Raw genomic sequence first — 14,016 nt, forward strand, 5'->3', positions numbered from 1 at the left:
AGGAGGTTACATATGATTCGTACGGTGTTATTTGATTTAGATGGGACACTATTAGATCGTCGTCAATCTTTAGTACGATTTATTCACGACCAATACAATCGCTTTTCTCTTCATTTTATAAACATAGAACAAGCCGAGTATTGCTCTCGTTTTCTTGAACTCGATAATAATGGATATACGTGGAAAGATAAAGTATACGATTCTCTTCTTTCTGAATACGACATTACCACTTTAACATCAGAACAACTGCTGCATGACTACATTACAAACTTTCAACATCACTGCATTCCCTTCCCAAACATGCATGAATTACTTCAACAACTAACGCGGCAAAATATAAAAATCGGTATTATTACAAACGGCTTTACTGATTTCCAAATGAACAACCTTCGAGCACTAAACATACATACGTATACAAACACAATTCTCATTTCAGAAGCAGAAGGAATTAAGAAACCACACCGAGAAATTTTCGAACGAGCTTTGCAAAAGCTAAATGTTAAAGCAGAAGAATGTCTTTACGTTGGAGATCATCCTGAAAACGATGTGCTTGGTTCTGAACAAATAGGCATTCTTGGCGTTTGGAAGAGAGATTTATTTTGGGGTGACTTTGAACATTCACGTGTAGTAGATGATTTATTAGAGGTTCTTTCGTTTTTAGAGCTGAAGGTAAAAACAATACAATAGTAAATAAATTATATTAGCGATTTTTCGAATATATCGACCGCAACTCCAAATATATCAGCGATTTTTGAAATATATCGATTTACCGACAAAAAGTGACAATAGTAAGTGGATACTTTCATTCCCAAATGCCTCCCTAAAAGTAAAGATATATTCACACCTTTTTTGGGTATTTAATCAAAAAAAGAAACCGGCCATTTTACTTCGTAAAACAGCCGATTTCTTCTATATGTTTCATCGTACGCGCTAATACATCATCGCGCATAATAAAGCTAAATTTTCTATCAGTTTTAATATTATCAGGAATGTCTTTTAATAAAACAGACCCTTTCGTTTCTTCGTAATGCGTATGCTGCTCTACCGCACTAATTGTTGCAAAATAAATGTTTTTAATGATTATTTTGTCTTTTCCGGATACTTTGTATTGCCCTAAGTAAGTTAAATCAGAAACTATGCCGCCGGTTTCCTCATGAACTTCTCGAACTGCCGCTTCTTCCGGTGTTTCCCCGAGTTCTACTTTACCACCTGGAAATTCAAGACCACGGCGTAAATGATGCGTTAATAACCATTGATCCCCGTACCGGCATACAACCCAAACATGCTTTGGCTCAGGAGAAAATGGGTAACGTTCAAACGATAATTGTACAGTGTTGTGGTAATAATCTTTAAATTTGTACATGCCATTACTCCCCTATTGATGATTACAAGTTTTTCCTACCACAAATTGTAGCATATTCTCGCTTTTCTGCATAATATTATCCAATTACAATCCATTGATTATTCCCATTTGCGCGACTAATTCTTTCGTTTCATGATTCCCTAAATCATAAATCATTTTATATGCTTTTTGTAGTTGTTCATCATATCGATCATTATTCGAATCGTGATGATACTCAACGAATGGAACGTGGGAGCGTACATACGAACCTAAGTCCTCTTCATACGCTTGATCAAAATACTCTCTTAACTCCGTAATCTCTTCGTCATTTGCATAAATTTCAAAATTATACGTATCCGCCGTCTTCACTTGTGAAATTTGACCATTTCCAACTGATATATAATATGTTTTTTTATTCTCCATGTAACACCCTTCTTTCATCCTTTTAATTTCTATTGTTTTCATCAATTACAAAATTATGTAAAATAAAGAAAAGGAGGGATTTCATGCTCAAAATATTAATTATCGGCATTATAATCGTACTGATCGTATTAGTACTCTCCGTTATGACGATCAATAAAGGTTACGCATATAAACATTCCGTTGATAAACCAGAAGATAATCCTTACTCGAAAGATAATAAGGAGAACTCATAGTATACTTCGTATCGTAATCGCACTCACGGTGATAATTATGTCGGCAATTGGGCTCTATACAGATCAAAATAACTTTCTACCACTTTCACAATTTCTATTAGGGGTTTTAATGTTTCTCATCGCAATTGAGCAAATAAAAAAGAAGGAGGTTCCTTTATGTTAAAAGGATTTCGAATTACTTTTTCACTTATCGCTTTATCTATAGCAATCTATAGTTTTATCAGCGGCAACAGAGACATTATGCCTTACATGTTTATTCCCTTAGGATTGATGGCTTTCACTATAGGTCTAGAAGAAATAAAAAAACATAGACAATCTAGTGGCACACTTGCTTTCATAGCTGGCGCTGCTGCTTTATTACTTGGTTTCTCAGAAATATTTCGTTAAATAGTCTATTTAAGGAGGTATACAATGTTAACTGGATTACGGATTTTTTTAGCGCTTTTCACGCTTCTCACACTCTCTCTTTGCACCTATTCTCTTATTACCGATAATTTCACACTTCTCCCATACATACAATTTACTCTCAGTTGTTCCTTTATTCTTCTAGGAATTAATGAACTGAAATCCGGAAGAAAATCAATGAGTATTCCGTTTTTTTTCGTTTCTAGTCTTATGCTCTTCATTATAATATCGAACTACTTTCGCTACTTGTAGAATGAAACTTTAAGTACCCACTGGCTATTACTTTTTACGAACTGTTAATAACTTGGAGGATAATTTTTTAAAAAAGGTGGAGAATAGTATGCTAAAAGTATTTCGTATTATATCCGCACTCATCGTCATCGCTCTCGCTCTATATGGAATGTTTAGAAACCCACTTGTTACGATGCCCTATATGCTTATTGCCTTATCTATTATGACTTTCATCATAAGTGCAGAGGAGAAACAGAAACAGAATAAAGTAAATAGTACACTCTCTTTCTTTTCTAGCGTATTCACTTTAATCGTTGTCATTATAATTATTTTCTCTCGATAACTATCTCTTTCTACTAAGGAGGGCTAAAATGCATATTAGACACTTCCAACTAATCATCGTTTTTATTACTTTACTTCTATGTTTATACAGCTTATTTACAATGAACTTCCAAATCTTTTCACCTATCATTTTGTTTCTCTTTAGTTTATATGGCATTTTAGTAGGAATTGAGACGATTCAAAAAAAGCAAAAGCAAATTGGATTCATTAGCATCGATTTAAGTCTTTTTACGATTGTTTTTGTTATTCCATTTATACTGTTCTTCTAAAGGAGGATTATATGTTAAAAAACATTCGAATTATACTAGCAACGATTGCCCTCATTCTCGCTCTACTTAACCTCTTTGCAAACTTCTCTATGCTTTTACCATTCGTATTTATCCTTTTAAGTATTATGTTTATCCTTTTTGGAATTGATGAAATAAAACAACAGCAAAAAGCAAAAGCATTTGTTTATTTTCTCGGTTCTGCCTTTATTTTATATGTTGGGGTGTCTAGTATACTTTCATAAAAAGAAGAGCAAGTTTTCTCTTAACAAAATAAAAAAACTGCCCTTTCACAGGCAGTTTTTTCCTTCTATCCAAACACTTTCTCAAGTTCATCTTTATCTTGGCTTAACCAGAAGTTCATTAAGCGTTGTGCTCCTTCTAAGTCATGAAGCTTCGCTTGGCCACACTGCGTTTCATTTGCAGCTGGAATTTCTGTAATTTGAACCGCATCTTTTAATGTTAGTTCTAATAAATCAATGATTTCTCGAACCGTCGGTGTTCCGCTTACAACAAGGTAATACCCTGTTTGGCAGCCCATTGGTGAAATATCGATAATATCAAAATGCGGATAACGATCAATATATTTACGTAAATTAAATGCTAATAAATGTTCTAACGTATGAATAACATCTGGTTTCATTGCTTGTTTATTCGGTTGGCAGAAACGAATATCAAATTTATTTACAATACCGTCACTACCTACATTGTGGACTCCGCAATGTCTTACATAAGGCGCCTTTACAATCGTATGGTCTAATTCAAAGCTTTCTACTGATGGCATACAACATCTCTCCCGCTTTTAATTTAATTCCGTTATATCCAATATGATATAACGGAAATAGACATTAGTAAAGAATTATGTACGGTCGTGCTATAATACTTTAAGACTATGCTGAAAAGGAGACCATTATGAAACAGATTTTTATCGGTATTATACGCTTTTATCAAAAGTTCATTTCTCCGCTGACACCGCCAACGTGCCGCTTTCATCCCACTTGCTCTCATTATGGATTAGAAGCGTTTCAAAAACACGGTGCCTTCAAAGGATTTTGGCTTACATGTAAGCGTATATTAAAATGTCACCCTTTCCATCCAGGAGGATTTGATCCTGTCCCAGATAAAAAGGATGACAAAGTAAATTCTTAATTGTCGTAGCCATTCACAACTACATCTAATTTTCCTGTGTCAGGGTGAATAACAAGACCGTGAACAGGCACTTCTTCAGGAAGTAACGGATGGTTGCGAAGTACTGATACACTATGTTCTACACTTTCTTCTACACTAGAGAACCCTCGTAAGAATTGTTCTAAATCAATTCCAGAATAACGAAGTGTATCTAATTTTTCTTCTGTTACACCGCGCTCTTTCATTTTTTCGATCGTACTGCTTGCTTGAATTTTTGCCATACCACAATCGTGGTGACCAACAACACATACTTCTTCAGCACCAAGTTCATATACAGCAACTAAAATACTACGCATAATACTTCCAAATGGATGCGAAATAACCGCGCCTGCTACTTTAATAATTTTCACATCACCGTTACGCATATTCATTGCTTTCGGTAATAATTCAACAAGACGTGTATCCATACAAGAGATAATTACCATTTTTTTATTTGGAAATTTCCCAGCTACAAACTCTTCATATTTCTTCTCTTCAACGAATTTTTCATTGTACTGCAAAATCTCGTCTAATGACTTCATAGTAAAAACCCTCTTTTCTCTCATTTACACTACATAGCTAGTGTACCAAAATATGAAAAACTCAAAAAGGATATTGCTTTATAGTAAAAAACGAATATTTTCAGATAATCGACATAATTCTTTCAAAATATACACACAGCTTTGTAACAACTCTCACATACCTTACTCCTATTCTCACTATAAACTGATTGTAGATAATGTAAAAAAGGAGTGAATATTTATTATGTCCGACGTTCTGTTACTGAGTCGTTTTCAATTTGCAATTACTATTTTTTATCACTTTTTATTTGTACCTTTGACAATCGGACTTGTTATTTTAGTAGCATGTATGGAAACTCAATACGCCCGCACATTGAATCCAACATACCGCAAAATGGCAAATTTCTGGGGTAAATTATTTACAATTAACTTCGTAATGGGGATTATAACCGGGATTACGATGGAGTTCCAATTTGGAACAAACTGGTCTGAGTACTCCAAATATATGGGAGATATTTTCGGATCACCTCTTGCAATCGAAGCACTTGTTGCCTTTTTCTTAGAATCTACTTTCATGGGAATATGGTTATTCGGTAAAGACAAAATCTCACCAAAGTTCCGTGCTTTCTGTATGTGGATGGTTGCACTTGGAACAAATATTTCTGCCCTTTGGATTATTACAGCAAACGGCTTTATGCAAAATCCTGTTGGCTATGTAATACGTAATGGCCGCGCTGAATTAAATGACTTCTGGGCTCTTGTTACAAATCCATATGCATGGAATATGTTCTTCCATACTGTAATTGGTTGTTATATTGTCGGTGCTTTCTTCGTTATGGCAATTAGTGCATATCACTTACTACGTAAAAATGAAGTGGAATTCTTCAAAAAATCATTTAAGTTTGGTTTAATGTTAGGGTTATTCGCAGCAACTATTACACCTTTTATGGGACATCAATCCGGTGTATCAGCAGCTAAGTATCAACCAGCAAAAGGAGCTGCAATGGAAGCTGTTTGGGAAACTGGAAAAGGACAAGGCTTCTCAATCATTCAAATTCCTGATGTGAAAAATGAAAAGAACTTTGAATTCCTTACTATTCCAAAGCTAGGAAGTTTCTTCTATACAAACTCATTTGATGGAGAAATTGTTGGTTTAAAAGATATTCCGAAAGAAGATCGTCCAAATGTTAACCTCGTGTACTATAGCTTCCGCTTAATGGTTGCACTTGGCATGTTCTTTATGGCATTAACTTGGTTCGGTTTCTATTTAAACCGAAAAGGGAAACTAGAAAACTCAAAACGCTATTTAAAAATTACAATGTGGTCTGTCTTACTTCCGTATATTGCAATTAATGCTGGTTGGATTGTTGCTGAAGTAGGTCGTCAACCATGGACAGTTTATAAACTAATGCGTACAGCAGAATCTGTGTCACCTATATCAGTTCCACAAATTTGGTTTTCATTAATTAGTTTAATATTGTTCTACACTCTACTCTTAATTGCAGATGTCTACTTAATGCTAAAGTTCGCGAAAAAAGGACCAGCTGCATTAGAAGAACATGATACTGAAGGAGGTACAGCTCATGTCTCATGATATGCTTGCAGTCATCTGGTTCGGTTTATGGGGCATAATTTGGACAGTTTACTTCATTCTTGATGGCTACGCACTCGGTAACGGGATGATTTTCCCATTCGTTGCGAAAGACCGACAAGAACGAAATCAATTACAAGAAGCTATTGGTCCGTTCTGGGGTGGTAATGAAGTATGGTTAATTACAGCTGGTGGCGCAACATTTGCTGCCTTCCCAATCACATATGCAAATATGTTTAGTTACCTGTATACACCACTATTTTTAGTATTACTTGCACTATTTGCTCGTGCCGCTGGACTTGAATTTATGCATAAAGACGATTCACCAATTTGGCAAAAAACTTGTAAATGGGCATTTACAATTGGTAGTTTCCTAATCGCCTTCTTATTCGGTGTTACATTCGCTAACCTGTATTACGGGCTGCAAATCGGAAAAAACGGTTATGAAGGAAATTTACTTAGCTTATTAAACCATTATGGTATTTTAGGTGGTCTTTTCTTCACTACTATATTCGTCGTATCTGGTGCCCTTTGGATTATGATTAAAACAACTGGCGAAGTATCTGATCGTGCTTATAAAATCGCAAGACCATTTTCAATGGCAGCTGCTATCATTTTAGCTATCTTCTATGTCGCAACTGCAAATCGTACAAATTTATTCCAAAACTTCACGGAATATCCTGTACTATTCATTCTTCCAGTACTTGCAATGTTAATGAGTGTACTCGCACTTATTATGGTGTACAAACATAAAATTGGCCTTGCATTCACATTCGTTTGCTTAACAATCGCAATGTTTATGACAACTGGCTTTGCAGGTATGTTCCCAAGAATGTTACCATCACGTATTAACGACGCATACAGTACAACGTTATATAACGCAGCCGGTAGTGAATTAAACTTGAAAATTATGTTCTTCGTTGCAATCGTCATGGTACCAATCGTTATTGGATATCAGCTTTGGAGCTACAGCATATTTAAAAGTAAAATTCATAAAGACTCTGCTAAAGGGTATCACTAAAATGAAAAAGACACTTCGAGCGAAGTGTCTTTTTTCTTATACGTATGATTTCCGATGCGATGTTACATTTCTAATCTAACAACTATGATAAAGAAGTATCACTAACAGCTCACAGCTAAATTGTATCACAGGGCAAACACATCACTTTATGCAATTTTACATATAGCTACTATAAAGTAAACTGAATTCCTTGATCATTCAAATCGTTATCCGTTACATCTGCCGTACTAACACCACTGAATGTCCTCACATTTAATCCGGTATTTGAAGATCCCGATCCATTATAAGCTTTCGTTTTTTCAATTGGATGTACGTTATATTTATCACCTAAGTTAATTGTTCCGTTACAGTTTTCAATAATAACACCTTCAACAATAGCTGGCATTTTGTCACCTACTTTCATTTCGTTACTTTCAGTGTATGAAAAATGCCTATAAAAATAGCTTATTTATATGAGAAAAAGCACTCAGAAGAGTGCTTTTTCTCATACCATGAATAGCTAGTTTGGAGACAGTTGACTTCTTCAAAATTTTATTAGGGGTAATATTTTGAAAAAGAAAGCCTTTCATATGTAGCTTAACACCGCTGGAATATATAGTAAATTGATAATCTTTATACGGAAGATTGCTAATGTTTAGTATAGATATTTTCCACTATATCAACAGTGATAACTATCTACACTAAACAACAAAAAGGCGCCTTTTAAAAAGACGCCCTTTCCCCTGTTTATGTACAGCCCATCCCACTTTTCGTAAACACACACTAGAAAACAGAATCATGAATCGTTACAAGATTGTTAGATACAAAAAGAGTAGAGGCTAATGTTTGTATACAATTCTGCTTTATAGCATGTATCCACAATTTATATTTTAATCCTCTTTCATTAAAAAGGAACAAAATATGCAAAATTACATATTTCAAAGAAAAAGACACTCTACAGAGTGCCCTCTAAACCATTTTACTTTTAATATATCGCTTTGAATACATTTTATCATATTTATCTATATCGTTTATTGAGAAAATTCTAAATCGTTATTTTAATTATTAATAACTTCAAAATCATGTAGTATTAGGGGTGCAATAAAAACATCATAAAAATTGAGGTGTACTATATTTATGTATTTTGGAATTATTCCTCTTATATTGTTTATTATTTTTCTTATCTCTTACTTAAAAGATCCGCGAAAAATAATAAATGGCTTTTTATTTAATGCCTTTTTCTGTTCTTTTCTATTATTTTGTGCAGTCGTCTCGTTTGCATCTGGTAATAACGCTTTACATTTTATCGTTATTATTCCCATGATAGCGCTAATTGTAATGATACCTTTTGCTATAGTCGCTTTAATGTTTGGGCTATTTCTTAATGCGAGAATCTTGATGAAGCGTGAAGGAAGACGCTTTACAAACTCTTTAACTTTAATTGCAGCTTTAGGGATTTTATTCTTTATGCTACTCCCTATCATAAATCCAGCAAGTTTAGTCTCAACACACTTTCAATTTATTTTTGCTGGTATTTCTCTTATAACTATGTATTTCTTTATACATTTATCTAACTTCTTAAGCGCTTATTTTCTATACCAATTCAATAGACCGAGACGTAATCAAGATTTCATCATCGTTCTTGGTAGCGGCTTAATTAATGACAAAGTGCCACCTTTACTTGCAAGTCGTATTAATAAAGCTATCGACTTCTATTGGAAACAAGCAGCTGTGAATACACCACCAACAATTATTTTCTCTGGTGGACAAGGTCCAGATGAAGGGCTTCCTGAAGCAGAAGCGATGCAAAATTATGCGGTTGAAAAAGGAATTCCTCTTGAACATACAGTGCAAGAAAATCGCTCTGTAAACACATATCAAAATATGTCGTTCTCTAAAGAAATTATGGATTCATTAAAACCTGAAGGTAAGTATAAAAGTATCTTTACAACGAATAATTTCCATCTTTTCCGCGCCGGTATATATGCAAAACAAGCCAGTCTGAATAGCCAAGGAATCGGATCAAAAACAGCATTTTATTACTGGCCTAACGCAATGATTCGCGAATATGTTGCAATCGTCGTTATGGGACGTAAACGACATATGAAAGTGTGCGGAACTATTTTAGGATTCTCTTTATTCCTAACAGTAGTTAGTTTTATATTTTCTTAACAACCTCCCATCCTTTGAACGGATGGGATTTTTTATACGAATTCCAAAAATATTTTAATGGTAATATGGTGATAATATTCCCTGCATACATCCATTAAAGGAGAATTTTTTCAAATAAAATGTTAGAATGAACTTTAGATGTGAATTATGTAACAAATACGAAACTAGTTTGAAACGAGGAAATTATATGGAGAGAATTATGAAAAACAAACCCAATAAGCTAAAAATCGCTTTTAAAGCTTTGATGATTATTATTGGGGCATTTATCACAGCGTACGGATTAGAAGCTGTATTAATTCCAAATAACGTATCCGACGGTGGTGTAACTGGTTTAAGTATCGTTAGTTCAAGATTATTCGGATTACCATTAGGTCTTCTAATCGCAGTCGTTAACATCCCTTTCGTTTGGTTAGGATATAAACAAATCGGTAAAAGCTTTGCACTTTATTCTATTATCGGGATTGCTTCACTAGCAGTAGGTACCGTTCTCATGCACGGAGTACCAACAATTATTGAGGGCGATACACTTTTAATTACTGTTGTTGGTGGTATTATTATCGGTTTTGGTATGGGACTAGCATTACGTAATGGCGGGGCATTAGATGGAATCGATATGCTAGCCGTATTACTTTCTAGAAAGTTACCGTTTGGAACAAGTGATCTTATCTTATTCTTAAATATGTTTGTCTTTATTTTTGTCTCAACAGTATTTGGTCTTCAAGGAGCTATCCTTTCGGCGATTGCTTACTTTATCGCTTCTAAAGTAATTCATATTGTTGAAGTTGGTTTAAGTGGTTCTAAAACGTTTAAAATCATTACAAAAGAACCTGAATTAATAGTAGAAACAATTCGTGATCGTTTAGGTCGAAGTGCAACATACAATGAAGTTTATGGTGGGTATTCAAGAGAGAAATTTAAAGAAATCTCTTGTGTAATTAACCGTTTAGAAGAAAGTAAAATGAAAGAACTTATTCATGAAATTGATCCAAATGCCTTTATTACAGTGTATGACGTAGCAGAAGTAAAAGGCGGTAATTTCAAGAAGCATGATATTCATTAATCGTTATGAAAAACGAGGCTGTGCCAACATTTGGGCACAGCCTCTTCTTATTATTAAGTTGCTACCGTTGTCAGTTTTTGTCGGTAAATCGATATATTTCAAAAATCGCTGATATAATTTTACTCCCCCCATCTTCCTCCGCTTTTAATCCATGCTACGTATTTTTGAAAGGCAGTCACTTCATCTTGAAAGCGCAGCGGAATATATAGAAATAGAGTACATGTACATAGTATCCATAGAATACCTACTACAAAGTGAAATTTCATCGTTGTACTAATAAACAAACCGAGGAATAATACGAGGAACATAATCAAACTAAATCTTTTATACATAGTCATACTATCCCCTCCTTATCCCTTAATTGTACTAGTTAAAAGGAGTTAATTTCCATAATAAAAAGGACCGAAAAGCAAATTCCACTTTTCGGTCTCTATACTATCTTCTCTTCATAATTTTCCCTGAACCGCCAACCCTTGTTTTCGGGGGAGACGTATTCTTTGGTGGCGTTTTAATAGATGATTTCGGCTTCACATCAGATCCGCTCGAGCCACCTGGATTTTTCGTGATTTTTCCTTTGCTTCCGGTAGAAGGCGGAGGCGTCGTTTTACTTCCTTTTTCCGTAATACTTCCTTTATCACCTACAGATGATTTCGGATCTACATTATCGCCTCGCTTAATAATAGATCCTTTCCCTTCCTTCGTAATTGGAGGCGGGGTTTTCTTTTCTTCTTTCGTAGGTGGTCTTTCCGGGATAATCGGTTTATGATTTTGTCTGTCGTTATATCCGCGATAATCACCGTATGATGATTTTCGTGAACCGAATATATCGTTTAATATACTCCCCATAATATATCCTTGTAAGAAGGATGGTTGGTAATTTTGACGGACAAATTCTTCATTACTTATTTCAATTAACGTATCAGATGGTTTCTCTTTATCCTTTTGCAAATTATACATTTTATCAGAATAAACGAGGAACATTTGATTTTCGTCTTCTTTAGATGCTTGCTTCGGTTTCCTTTCGGCTATAAGTTCCTTTGCGACTTCAGGAACTGACCGATTGGCAGCCCTATACACGTAAGATTCTTGTTTACCATCCTTTGCGACAGACTCTAGCGGATAACGGTCTTGAATTGACTTCGCCTGACCACTTTGACAGCCCGATAAAGCATAGCCGGCAATAACAAGTAATGTAACGATAGCAAGTATAGGGATCACGAACGATTTAATCATGGTAAACAATCGGTTTGACATGATTATGCCCCCCTTATGTTGCTCTTATGATTTGTACATCAGCAGGAATAATTGCTTCTCCCTCATACATCATTGTGCGACCATTTTGCCATTCAACACGTAATAATTTACGGTTGTCAGACTGGAATTCCCATACGTACTGTTCTTCTGAAGCAGCGAATGGCGTTTTCCCCATAACAACAACACGTCCATTATATTGTTCTTCCATATGATACTCTATATCATCCATTTCAATCGTCGTCGGAATTTCATCAATTGAATCTAAACGACCATCAATCGGTGTATACAATTTGTAATACGTATTTTCACGGTCTTCAATTTTCAAATAACGAATATCTTTCCCGTCCTGCAAAGTTAAAACAATTTCTTTGCGAGAATGCATGCTCGTTTTCCCAGTTAATTCGTACATGACTAACGACACTTCAATCATATCTCCAGGAGCTAACGTCAAAAGACTCTTTTCTGGTTTCGGCGGCTCTGGGCTTTTCATTATATTTTTAATACGTTTAAATAAGCTCACAATCTACCCCTCCTTTTCTCTTTATAAACAAGCACCTAAAATAAGTGCCCCAACGATATGTAATGAACCAGCTAACATCGCATGTGCTACGCTGCCTTCTTTCGTTCCTTCTTCTAAATCTAAACCTGACATCTTCTTTAGCACAAACTCAATGAACATTTCTACAACTAATAAAATAACGAAAGAAACTGCTGAGGCAAGAAGCGCCTGCCATAAATCATTTGCTTTCGTAATCGATTGTGACAAAATGTATCCTTGAGCGAATAATTTCATAACGAAACGTGTTGTCACTGCTGTGTTTCCATTTTTTATTTCTTTTAAATCATTGTATTTTGTAAAAATCGAATCAACCCACATAATTGCAAATAAAAGTACCGCACTCGCTCCAGTCCATACAAGCATAGCTAAAACATTCATCCACGTCATTACAAAACCTCCTCTAAAATAGTAATAGAAAACCGACATGAATTCTCTTCAGACATGTCGGTTTCTTTGTCTATTCTATATTATTTCTCGTACTGCTTCATAATACGAGCTAATTCATCGTCAACAACAGAATTTTTGTTTAAGCTTGCGAATTCATCATCTAACGACTTTTCTTTTTTGTAAATTTCACCGCTTGCTTCTGCTTCAGCCTCTAATTGAAGTGCTTTCTCTTCCATACGGCTTAAACCAGCTTTTGCTGAATTTGAATCGAATCCAGACATCGCCTGATTAATATTCTTTTGTGCTTTCGCTGCATTTACACGTGCTACAAGTGTTTCACGCTTATTTTTCAGCTCTGTTAATTGTTTACGCATTTCTTCTAGCTTAAGGCGAAGGTTATCAGCAGCAGCTTTGTTTTGCTCATAGCTTGCTTTATACTCATTCATCTTTTGCTCTGCATTTTGTTTTTCTTCTAATGCACGGCGCGCAAGATCTAAGTTACTAGCTTGAACAGCCATATGAGCTTGCTCTTCACGTTTTTTCACAAGTGCTTCTTGCTCTTCAAATAATATTTTGAATTTCTTCTCAAGTGCGATTTGAGCTGCTACACTTTTCTCAGCTTCTTGTACATCCGCTTGCATATCGCGTAAATATTGATCCGTCATCTTAACTGGATCTTCAGCTTTTTCAATTAATGAATACACATTCGACATTGTTAAATCTCTTAATCGTTTAAATACAGACATCCAAATTCCTCCTATGATATACCTCATATTTCAAATTCACTACTTGGAAAATTAAAAATCTCCCTTTTCAGTAAGAATATTCATTTTTACAACCTATGTGTTTATTATAACAAAACTAAGATGTCCTTACATGTTATTTCCAAAATACAGCTAATATAATATGACATTCCATATAGAATATTGTATTCCTACTATATCCTTATTATTTCTGCCTCCAAAATCAACTTATTTTTGCGTGATTTCACTAAATTACATAATTGTAATGTTACTGTAAGCTAACTCGATAGTTACGTTTCAACATTTCTTATACACTAATA

Annotated in this window: 21 protein-coding genes; 11 read left to right on the forward strand and 10 right to left on the reverse strand. The window is 34.9% G+C overall.

Going from position 1 to position 14,016, the window contains the following annotated elements; genetic code table 11:
• Positions 1–12 precede the first annotated feature (12 nt).
• Positions 13–687 (forward strand): HAD family hydrolase, encoded by a 675-nt coding sequence (locus MHB76_RS22825; protein ID WP_340987750.1) that lies wholly within the window; start codon positions 13–15, stop codon positions 685–687.
• Between the two features lie 196 nt (positions 688–883).
• Here the strand turns inward: MHB76_RS22825 and mutTA are convergent, their stop codons facing one another.
• Positions 884–1,363 (reverse strand): antimutator 8-oxo-(dGTP/GTP)ase, encoded by a 480-nt coding sequence (gene mutTA / locus MHB76_RS22830; protein WP_002015736.1) that lies wholly within the window; start codon positions 1,361–1,363, stop codon positions 884–886.
• A gap of 84 nt (positions 1,364–1,447) precedes the next feature.
• The gene (locus MHB76_RS22835) at positions 1,448–1,765 is read right to left on the reverse strand and encodes a hypothetical protein (protein WP_002089150.1); all 318 of its coding nucleotides are present in this window, start codon (positions 1,763–1,765) and stop codon (positions 1,448–1,450) included.
• Positions 1,766–1,848: 83 nt separating this feature from the next.
• Here MHB76_RS22835 and ytzI point away from each other — a divergent pair, with 83 nt between their 5' ends.
• The 5 genes from ytzI to MHB76_RS22860 all read left to right on the forward strand — a co-directional run bounded on the left by ytzI (position 1,849) and on the right by MHB76_RS22860 (position 3,487).
• Positions 1,849–1,998 (forward strand): YtzI protein, encoded by a 150-nt coding sequence (ytzI, locus tag MHB76_RS22840; RefSeq protein ID WP_002112449.1) that lies wholly within the window; start codon positions 1,849–1,851, stop codon positions 1,996–1,998.
• Positions 1,999–2,154: 156 nt separating this feature from the next.
• Positions 2,155–2,385: a YczI family protein gene (locus tag MHB76_RS22845; protein WP_002160114.1), complete on the forward strand. Its 231-nt coding sequence runs from the start codon at positions 2,155–2,157 to the stop codon at positions 2,383–2,385.
• Positions 2,386–2,743: 358 nt separating this feature from the next.
• Positions 2,744–2,977: a DUF3953 domain-containing protein gene (locus MHB76_RS22850; RefSeq protein WP_078173920.1), complete on the forward strand. Its 234-nt coding sequence runs from the start codon at positions 2,744–2,746 to the stop codon at positions 2,975–2,977.
• A gap of 28 nt (positions 2,978–3,005) precedes the next feature.
• Positions 3,006–3,245: a hypothetical protein gene (locus tag MHB76_RS22855; RefSeq protein ID WP_002160113.1), complete on the forward strand. Its 240-nt coding sequence runs from the start codon at positions 3,006–3,008 to the stop codon at positions 3,243–3,245.
• 11 nt (positions 3,246–3,256) lie between these two features.
• Positions 3,257–3,487: a YczI family protein gene (locus tag MHB76_RS22860; RefSeq protein ID WP_002160112.1), complete on the forward strand. Its 231-nt coding sequence runs from the start codon at positions 3,257–3,259 to the stop codon at positions 3,485–3,487.
• A gap of 65 nt (positions 3,488–3,552) precedes the next feature.
• On the opposite strand, the gene luxS is transcribed toward MHB76_RS22860, so the two are convergent.
• On the reverse strand, positions 3,553–4,026 hold the full coding sequence (luxS, locus tag MHB76_RS22865; protein ID WP_001141371.1) for an S-ribosylhomocysteine lyase LuxS: 474 nt from the start codon (positions 4,024–4,026) through the stop codon (positions 3,553–3,555).
• A gap of 128 nt (positions 4,027–4,154) precedes the next feature.
• Here luxS and yidD point away from each other — a divergent pair, with 128 nt between their 5' ends.
• Positions 4,155–4,391, forward strand: coding sequence for a membrane protein insertion efficiency factor YidD (gene yidD / locus MHB76_RS22870; RefSeq protein ID WP_340987757.1), 237 nt, complete (start codon positions 4,155–4,157; stop codon positions 4,389–4,391).
• Here yidD and MHB76_RS22875 read toward each other — a convergent pair.
• Positions 4,388–4,951, reverse strand: coding sequence for a beta-class carbonic anhydrase (locus MHB76_RS22875; protein ID WP_002160110.1), 564 nt, complete (start codon positions 4,949–4,951; stop codon positions 4,388–4,390). The two genes, yidD and MHB76_RS22875, sit on opposite strands and share 4 nt — an antisense overlap.
• A gap of 223 nt (positions 4,952–5,174) precedes the next feature.
• On the opposite strand from MHB76_RS22875, the gene cydA reads away from it, so the two are divergent.
• Entirely contained in the window at positions 5,175–6,524 is a 1,350-nt protein-coding gene (gene cydA / locus MHB76_RS22880) for a cytochrome ubiquinol oxidase subunit I (protein WP_002160109.1), read from the forward strand.
• On the forward strand, positions 6,514–7,542 hold the full coding sequence (gene cydB, locus MHB76_RS22885; RefSeq protein ID WP_340987759.1) for a cytochrome d ubiquinol oxidase subunit II: 1,029 nt from the start codon (positions 6,514–6,516) through the stop codon (positions 7,540–7,542). Before cydA ends, cydB begins: the two co-directional genes overlap by 11 nt.
• A gap of 169 nt (positions 7,543–7,711) precedes the next feature.
• Here cydB and MHB76_RS22890 read toward each other — a convergent pair whose 3' ends face one another.
• Entirely contained in the window at positions 7,712–7,945 is a 234-nt protein-coding gene (locus tag MHB76_RS22890) for a spore germination protein (protein ID WP_078173919.1), read from the reverse strand.
• A 713-nt stretch (positions 7,946–8,658) separates the two neighbouring features.
• Here MHB76_RS22890 and MHB76_RS22895 point away from each other — a divergent pair.
• The gene (locus MHB76_RS22895; protein WP_078173918.1) at positions 8,659–9,693 is read left to right on the forward strand and encodes a YdcF family protein; all 1,035 of its coding nucleotides are present in this window, start codon (positions 8,659–8,661) and stop codon (positions 9,691–9,693) included.
• A gap of 187 nt (positions 9,694–9,880) precedes the next feature.
• Positions 9,881–10,753 (forward strand): YitT family protein, encoded by an 873-nt coding sequence (locus tag MHB76_RS22900; RefSeq protein ID WP_016106459.1) that lies wholly within the window; start codon positions 9,881–9,883, stop codon positions 10,751–10,753.
• A 119-nt stretch (positions 10,754–10,872) separates the two neighbouring features.
• Here the strand turns inward: MHB76_RS22900 and MHB76_RS22905 are convergent, their stop codons facing one another.
• The 5 genes from MHB76_RS22905 to MHB76_RS22925 form a co-directional block, all read right to left on the reverse strand.
• Complete coding sequence (locus tag MHB76_RS22905; protein ID WP_078173917.1) at positions 10,873–11,091, reverse strand: hypothetical protein; 219 nt, start codon at positions 11,089–11,091, stop codon at positions 10,873–10,875.
• A 97-nt stretch (positions 11,092–11,188) separates the two neighbouring features.
• Positions 11,189–12,007 (reverse strand): DUF4247 domain-containing protein, encoded by an 819-nt coding sequence (locus MHB76_RS22910; RefSeq protein ID WP_340987764.1) that lies wholly within the window; start codon positions 12,005–12,007, stop codon positions 11,189–11,191.
• 13 nt (positions 12,008–12,020) lie between these two features.
• On the reverse strand, positions 12,021–12,527 hold the full coding sequence (locus MHB76_RS22915; protein WP_000051748.1) for a DUF4178 domain-containing protein: 507 nt from the start codon (positions 12,525–12,527) through the stop codon (positions 12,021–12,023).
• A gap of 21 nt (positions 12,528–12,548) precedes the next feature.
• Positions 12,549–12,953, reverse strand: coding sequence for a DUF350 domain-containing protein (locus MHB76_RS22920; protein WP_000220084.1), 405 nt, complete (start codon positions 12,951–12,953; stop codon positions 12,549–12,551).
• A gap of 80 nt (positions 12,954–13,033) precedes the next feature.
• Positions 13,034–13,699: a PspA/IM30 family protein gene (locus MHB76_RS22925; protein ID WP_002015754.1), complete on the reverse strand. Its 666-nt coding sequence runs from the start codon at positions 13,697–13,699 to the stop codon at positions 13,034–13,036.
• Positions 13,700–14,016 lie beyond the last annotated feature (317 nt).

Source organism: Bacillus sp. FSL M7-1345 (assembly GCF_038006985.1).
Lineage (GTDB): Bacteria > Bacillota > Bacilli > Bacillales > Bacillaceae_G > Bacillus_A > Bacillus_A cereus_U.

Excerpts from the sequence above, each read along its gene's own strand:
- MHB76_RS22825 (WP_340987750.1), top strand. The coding sequence starts at position 13 with ATGATTCGTACGGTGTTATTTGATTTAGATGGGACACTATTAGATCGT.
- mutTA (WP_002015736.1), bottom strand. The coding sequence starts at position 1,363 with ATGTACAAATTTAAAGATTATTACCACAACACTGTACAATTATCGTTT.
- MHB76_RS22835 (WP_002089150.1), bottom strand. The coding sequence starts at position 1,765 with ATGGAGAATAAAAAAACATATTATATATCAGTTGGAAATGGTCAAATT.
- ytzI (WP_002112449.1), top strand. The coding sequence starts at position 1,849 with ATGCTCAAAATATTAATTATCGGCATTATAATCGTACTGATCGTATTA.
- MHB76_RS22845 (WP_002160114.1), top strand. The coding sequence starts at position 2,155 with ATGTTAAAAGGATTTCGAATTACTTTTTCACTTATCGCTTTATCTATA.
- MHB76_RS22850 (WP_078173920.1), top strand. The coding sequence starts at position 2,744 with ATGCTAAAAGTATTTCGTATTATATCCGCACTCATCGTCATCGCTCTC.
- MHB76_RS22855 (WP_002160113.1), top strand. The coding sequence starts at position 3,006 with ATGCATATTAGACACTTCCAACTAATCATCGTTTTTATTACTTTACTT.
- MHB76_RS22860 (WP_002160112.1), top strand. The coding sequence starts at position 3,257 with ATGTTAAAAAACATTCGAATTATACTAGCAACGATTGCCCTCATTCTC.
- luxS (WP_001141371.1), bottom strand. The coding sequence starts at position 4,026 with ATGCCATCAGTAGAAAGCTTTGAATTAGACCATACGATTGTAAAGGCG.
- yidD (WP_340987757.1), top strand. The coding sequence starts at position 4,155 with ATGAAACAGATTTTTATCGGTATTATACGCTTTTATCAAAAGTTCATT.
- MHB76_RS22875 (WP_002160110.1), bottom strand. The coding sequence starts at position 4,951 with ATGAAGTCATTAGACGAGATTTTGCAGTACAATGAAAAATTCGTTGAA.
- cydA (WP_002160109.1), top strand. The coding sequence starts at position 5,175 with ATGTCCGACGTTCTGTTACTGAGTCGTTTTCAATTTGCAATTACTATT.
- cydB (WP_340987759.1), top strand. The coding sequence starts at position 6,514 with ATGTCTCATGATATGCTTGCAGTCATCTGGTTCGGTTTATGGGGCATA.
- MHB76_RS22890 (WP_078173919.1), bottom strand. The coding sequence starts at position 7,945 with ATGAAAGTAGGTGACAAAATGCCAGCTATTGTTGAAGGTGTTATTATT.
- MHB76_RS22895 (WP_078173918.1), top strand. The coding sequence starts at position 8,659 with ATGTATTTTGGAATTATTCCTCTTATATTGTTTATTATTTTTCTTATC.
- MHB76_RS22900 (WP_016106459.1), top strand. The coding sequence starts at position 9,881 with ATGGAGAGAATTATGAAAAACAAACCCAATAAGCTAAAAATCGCTTTT.
- MHB76_RS22905 (WP_078173917.1), bottom strand. The coding sequence starts at position 11,091 with ATGACTATGTATAAAAGATTTAGTTTGATTATGTTCCTCGTATTATTC.
- MHB76_RS22910 (WP_340987764.1), bottom strand. The coding sequence starts at position 12,007 with ATGTCAAACCGATTGTTTACCATGATTAAATCGTTCGTGATCCCTATA.
- MHB76_RS22920 (WP_000220084.1), bottom strand. The coding sequence starts at position 12,953 with ATGACGTGGATGAATGTTTTAGCTATGCTTGTATGGACTGGAGCGAGT.
- MHB76_RS22925 (WP_002015754.1), bottom strand. The coding sequence starts at position 13,699 with ATGTCTGTATTTAAACGATTAAGAGATTTAACAATGTCGAATGTGTAT.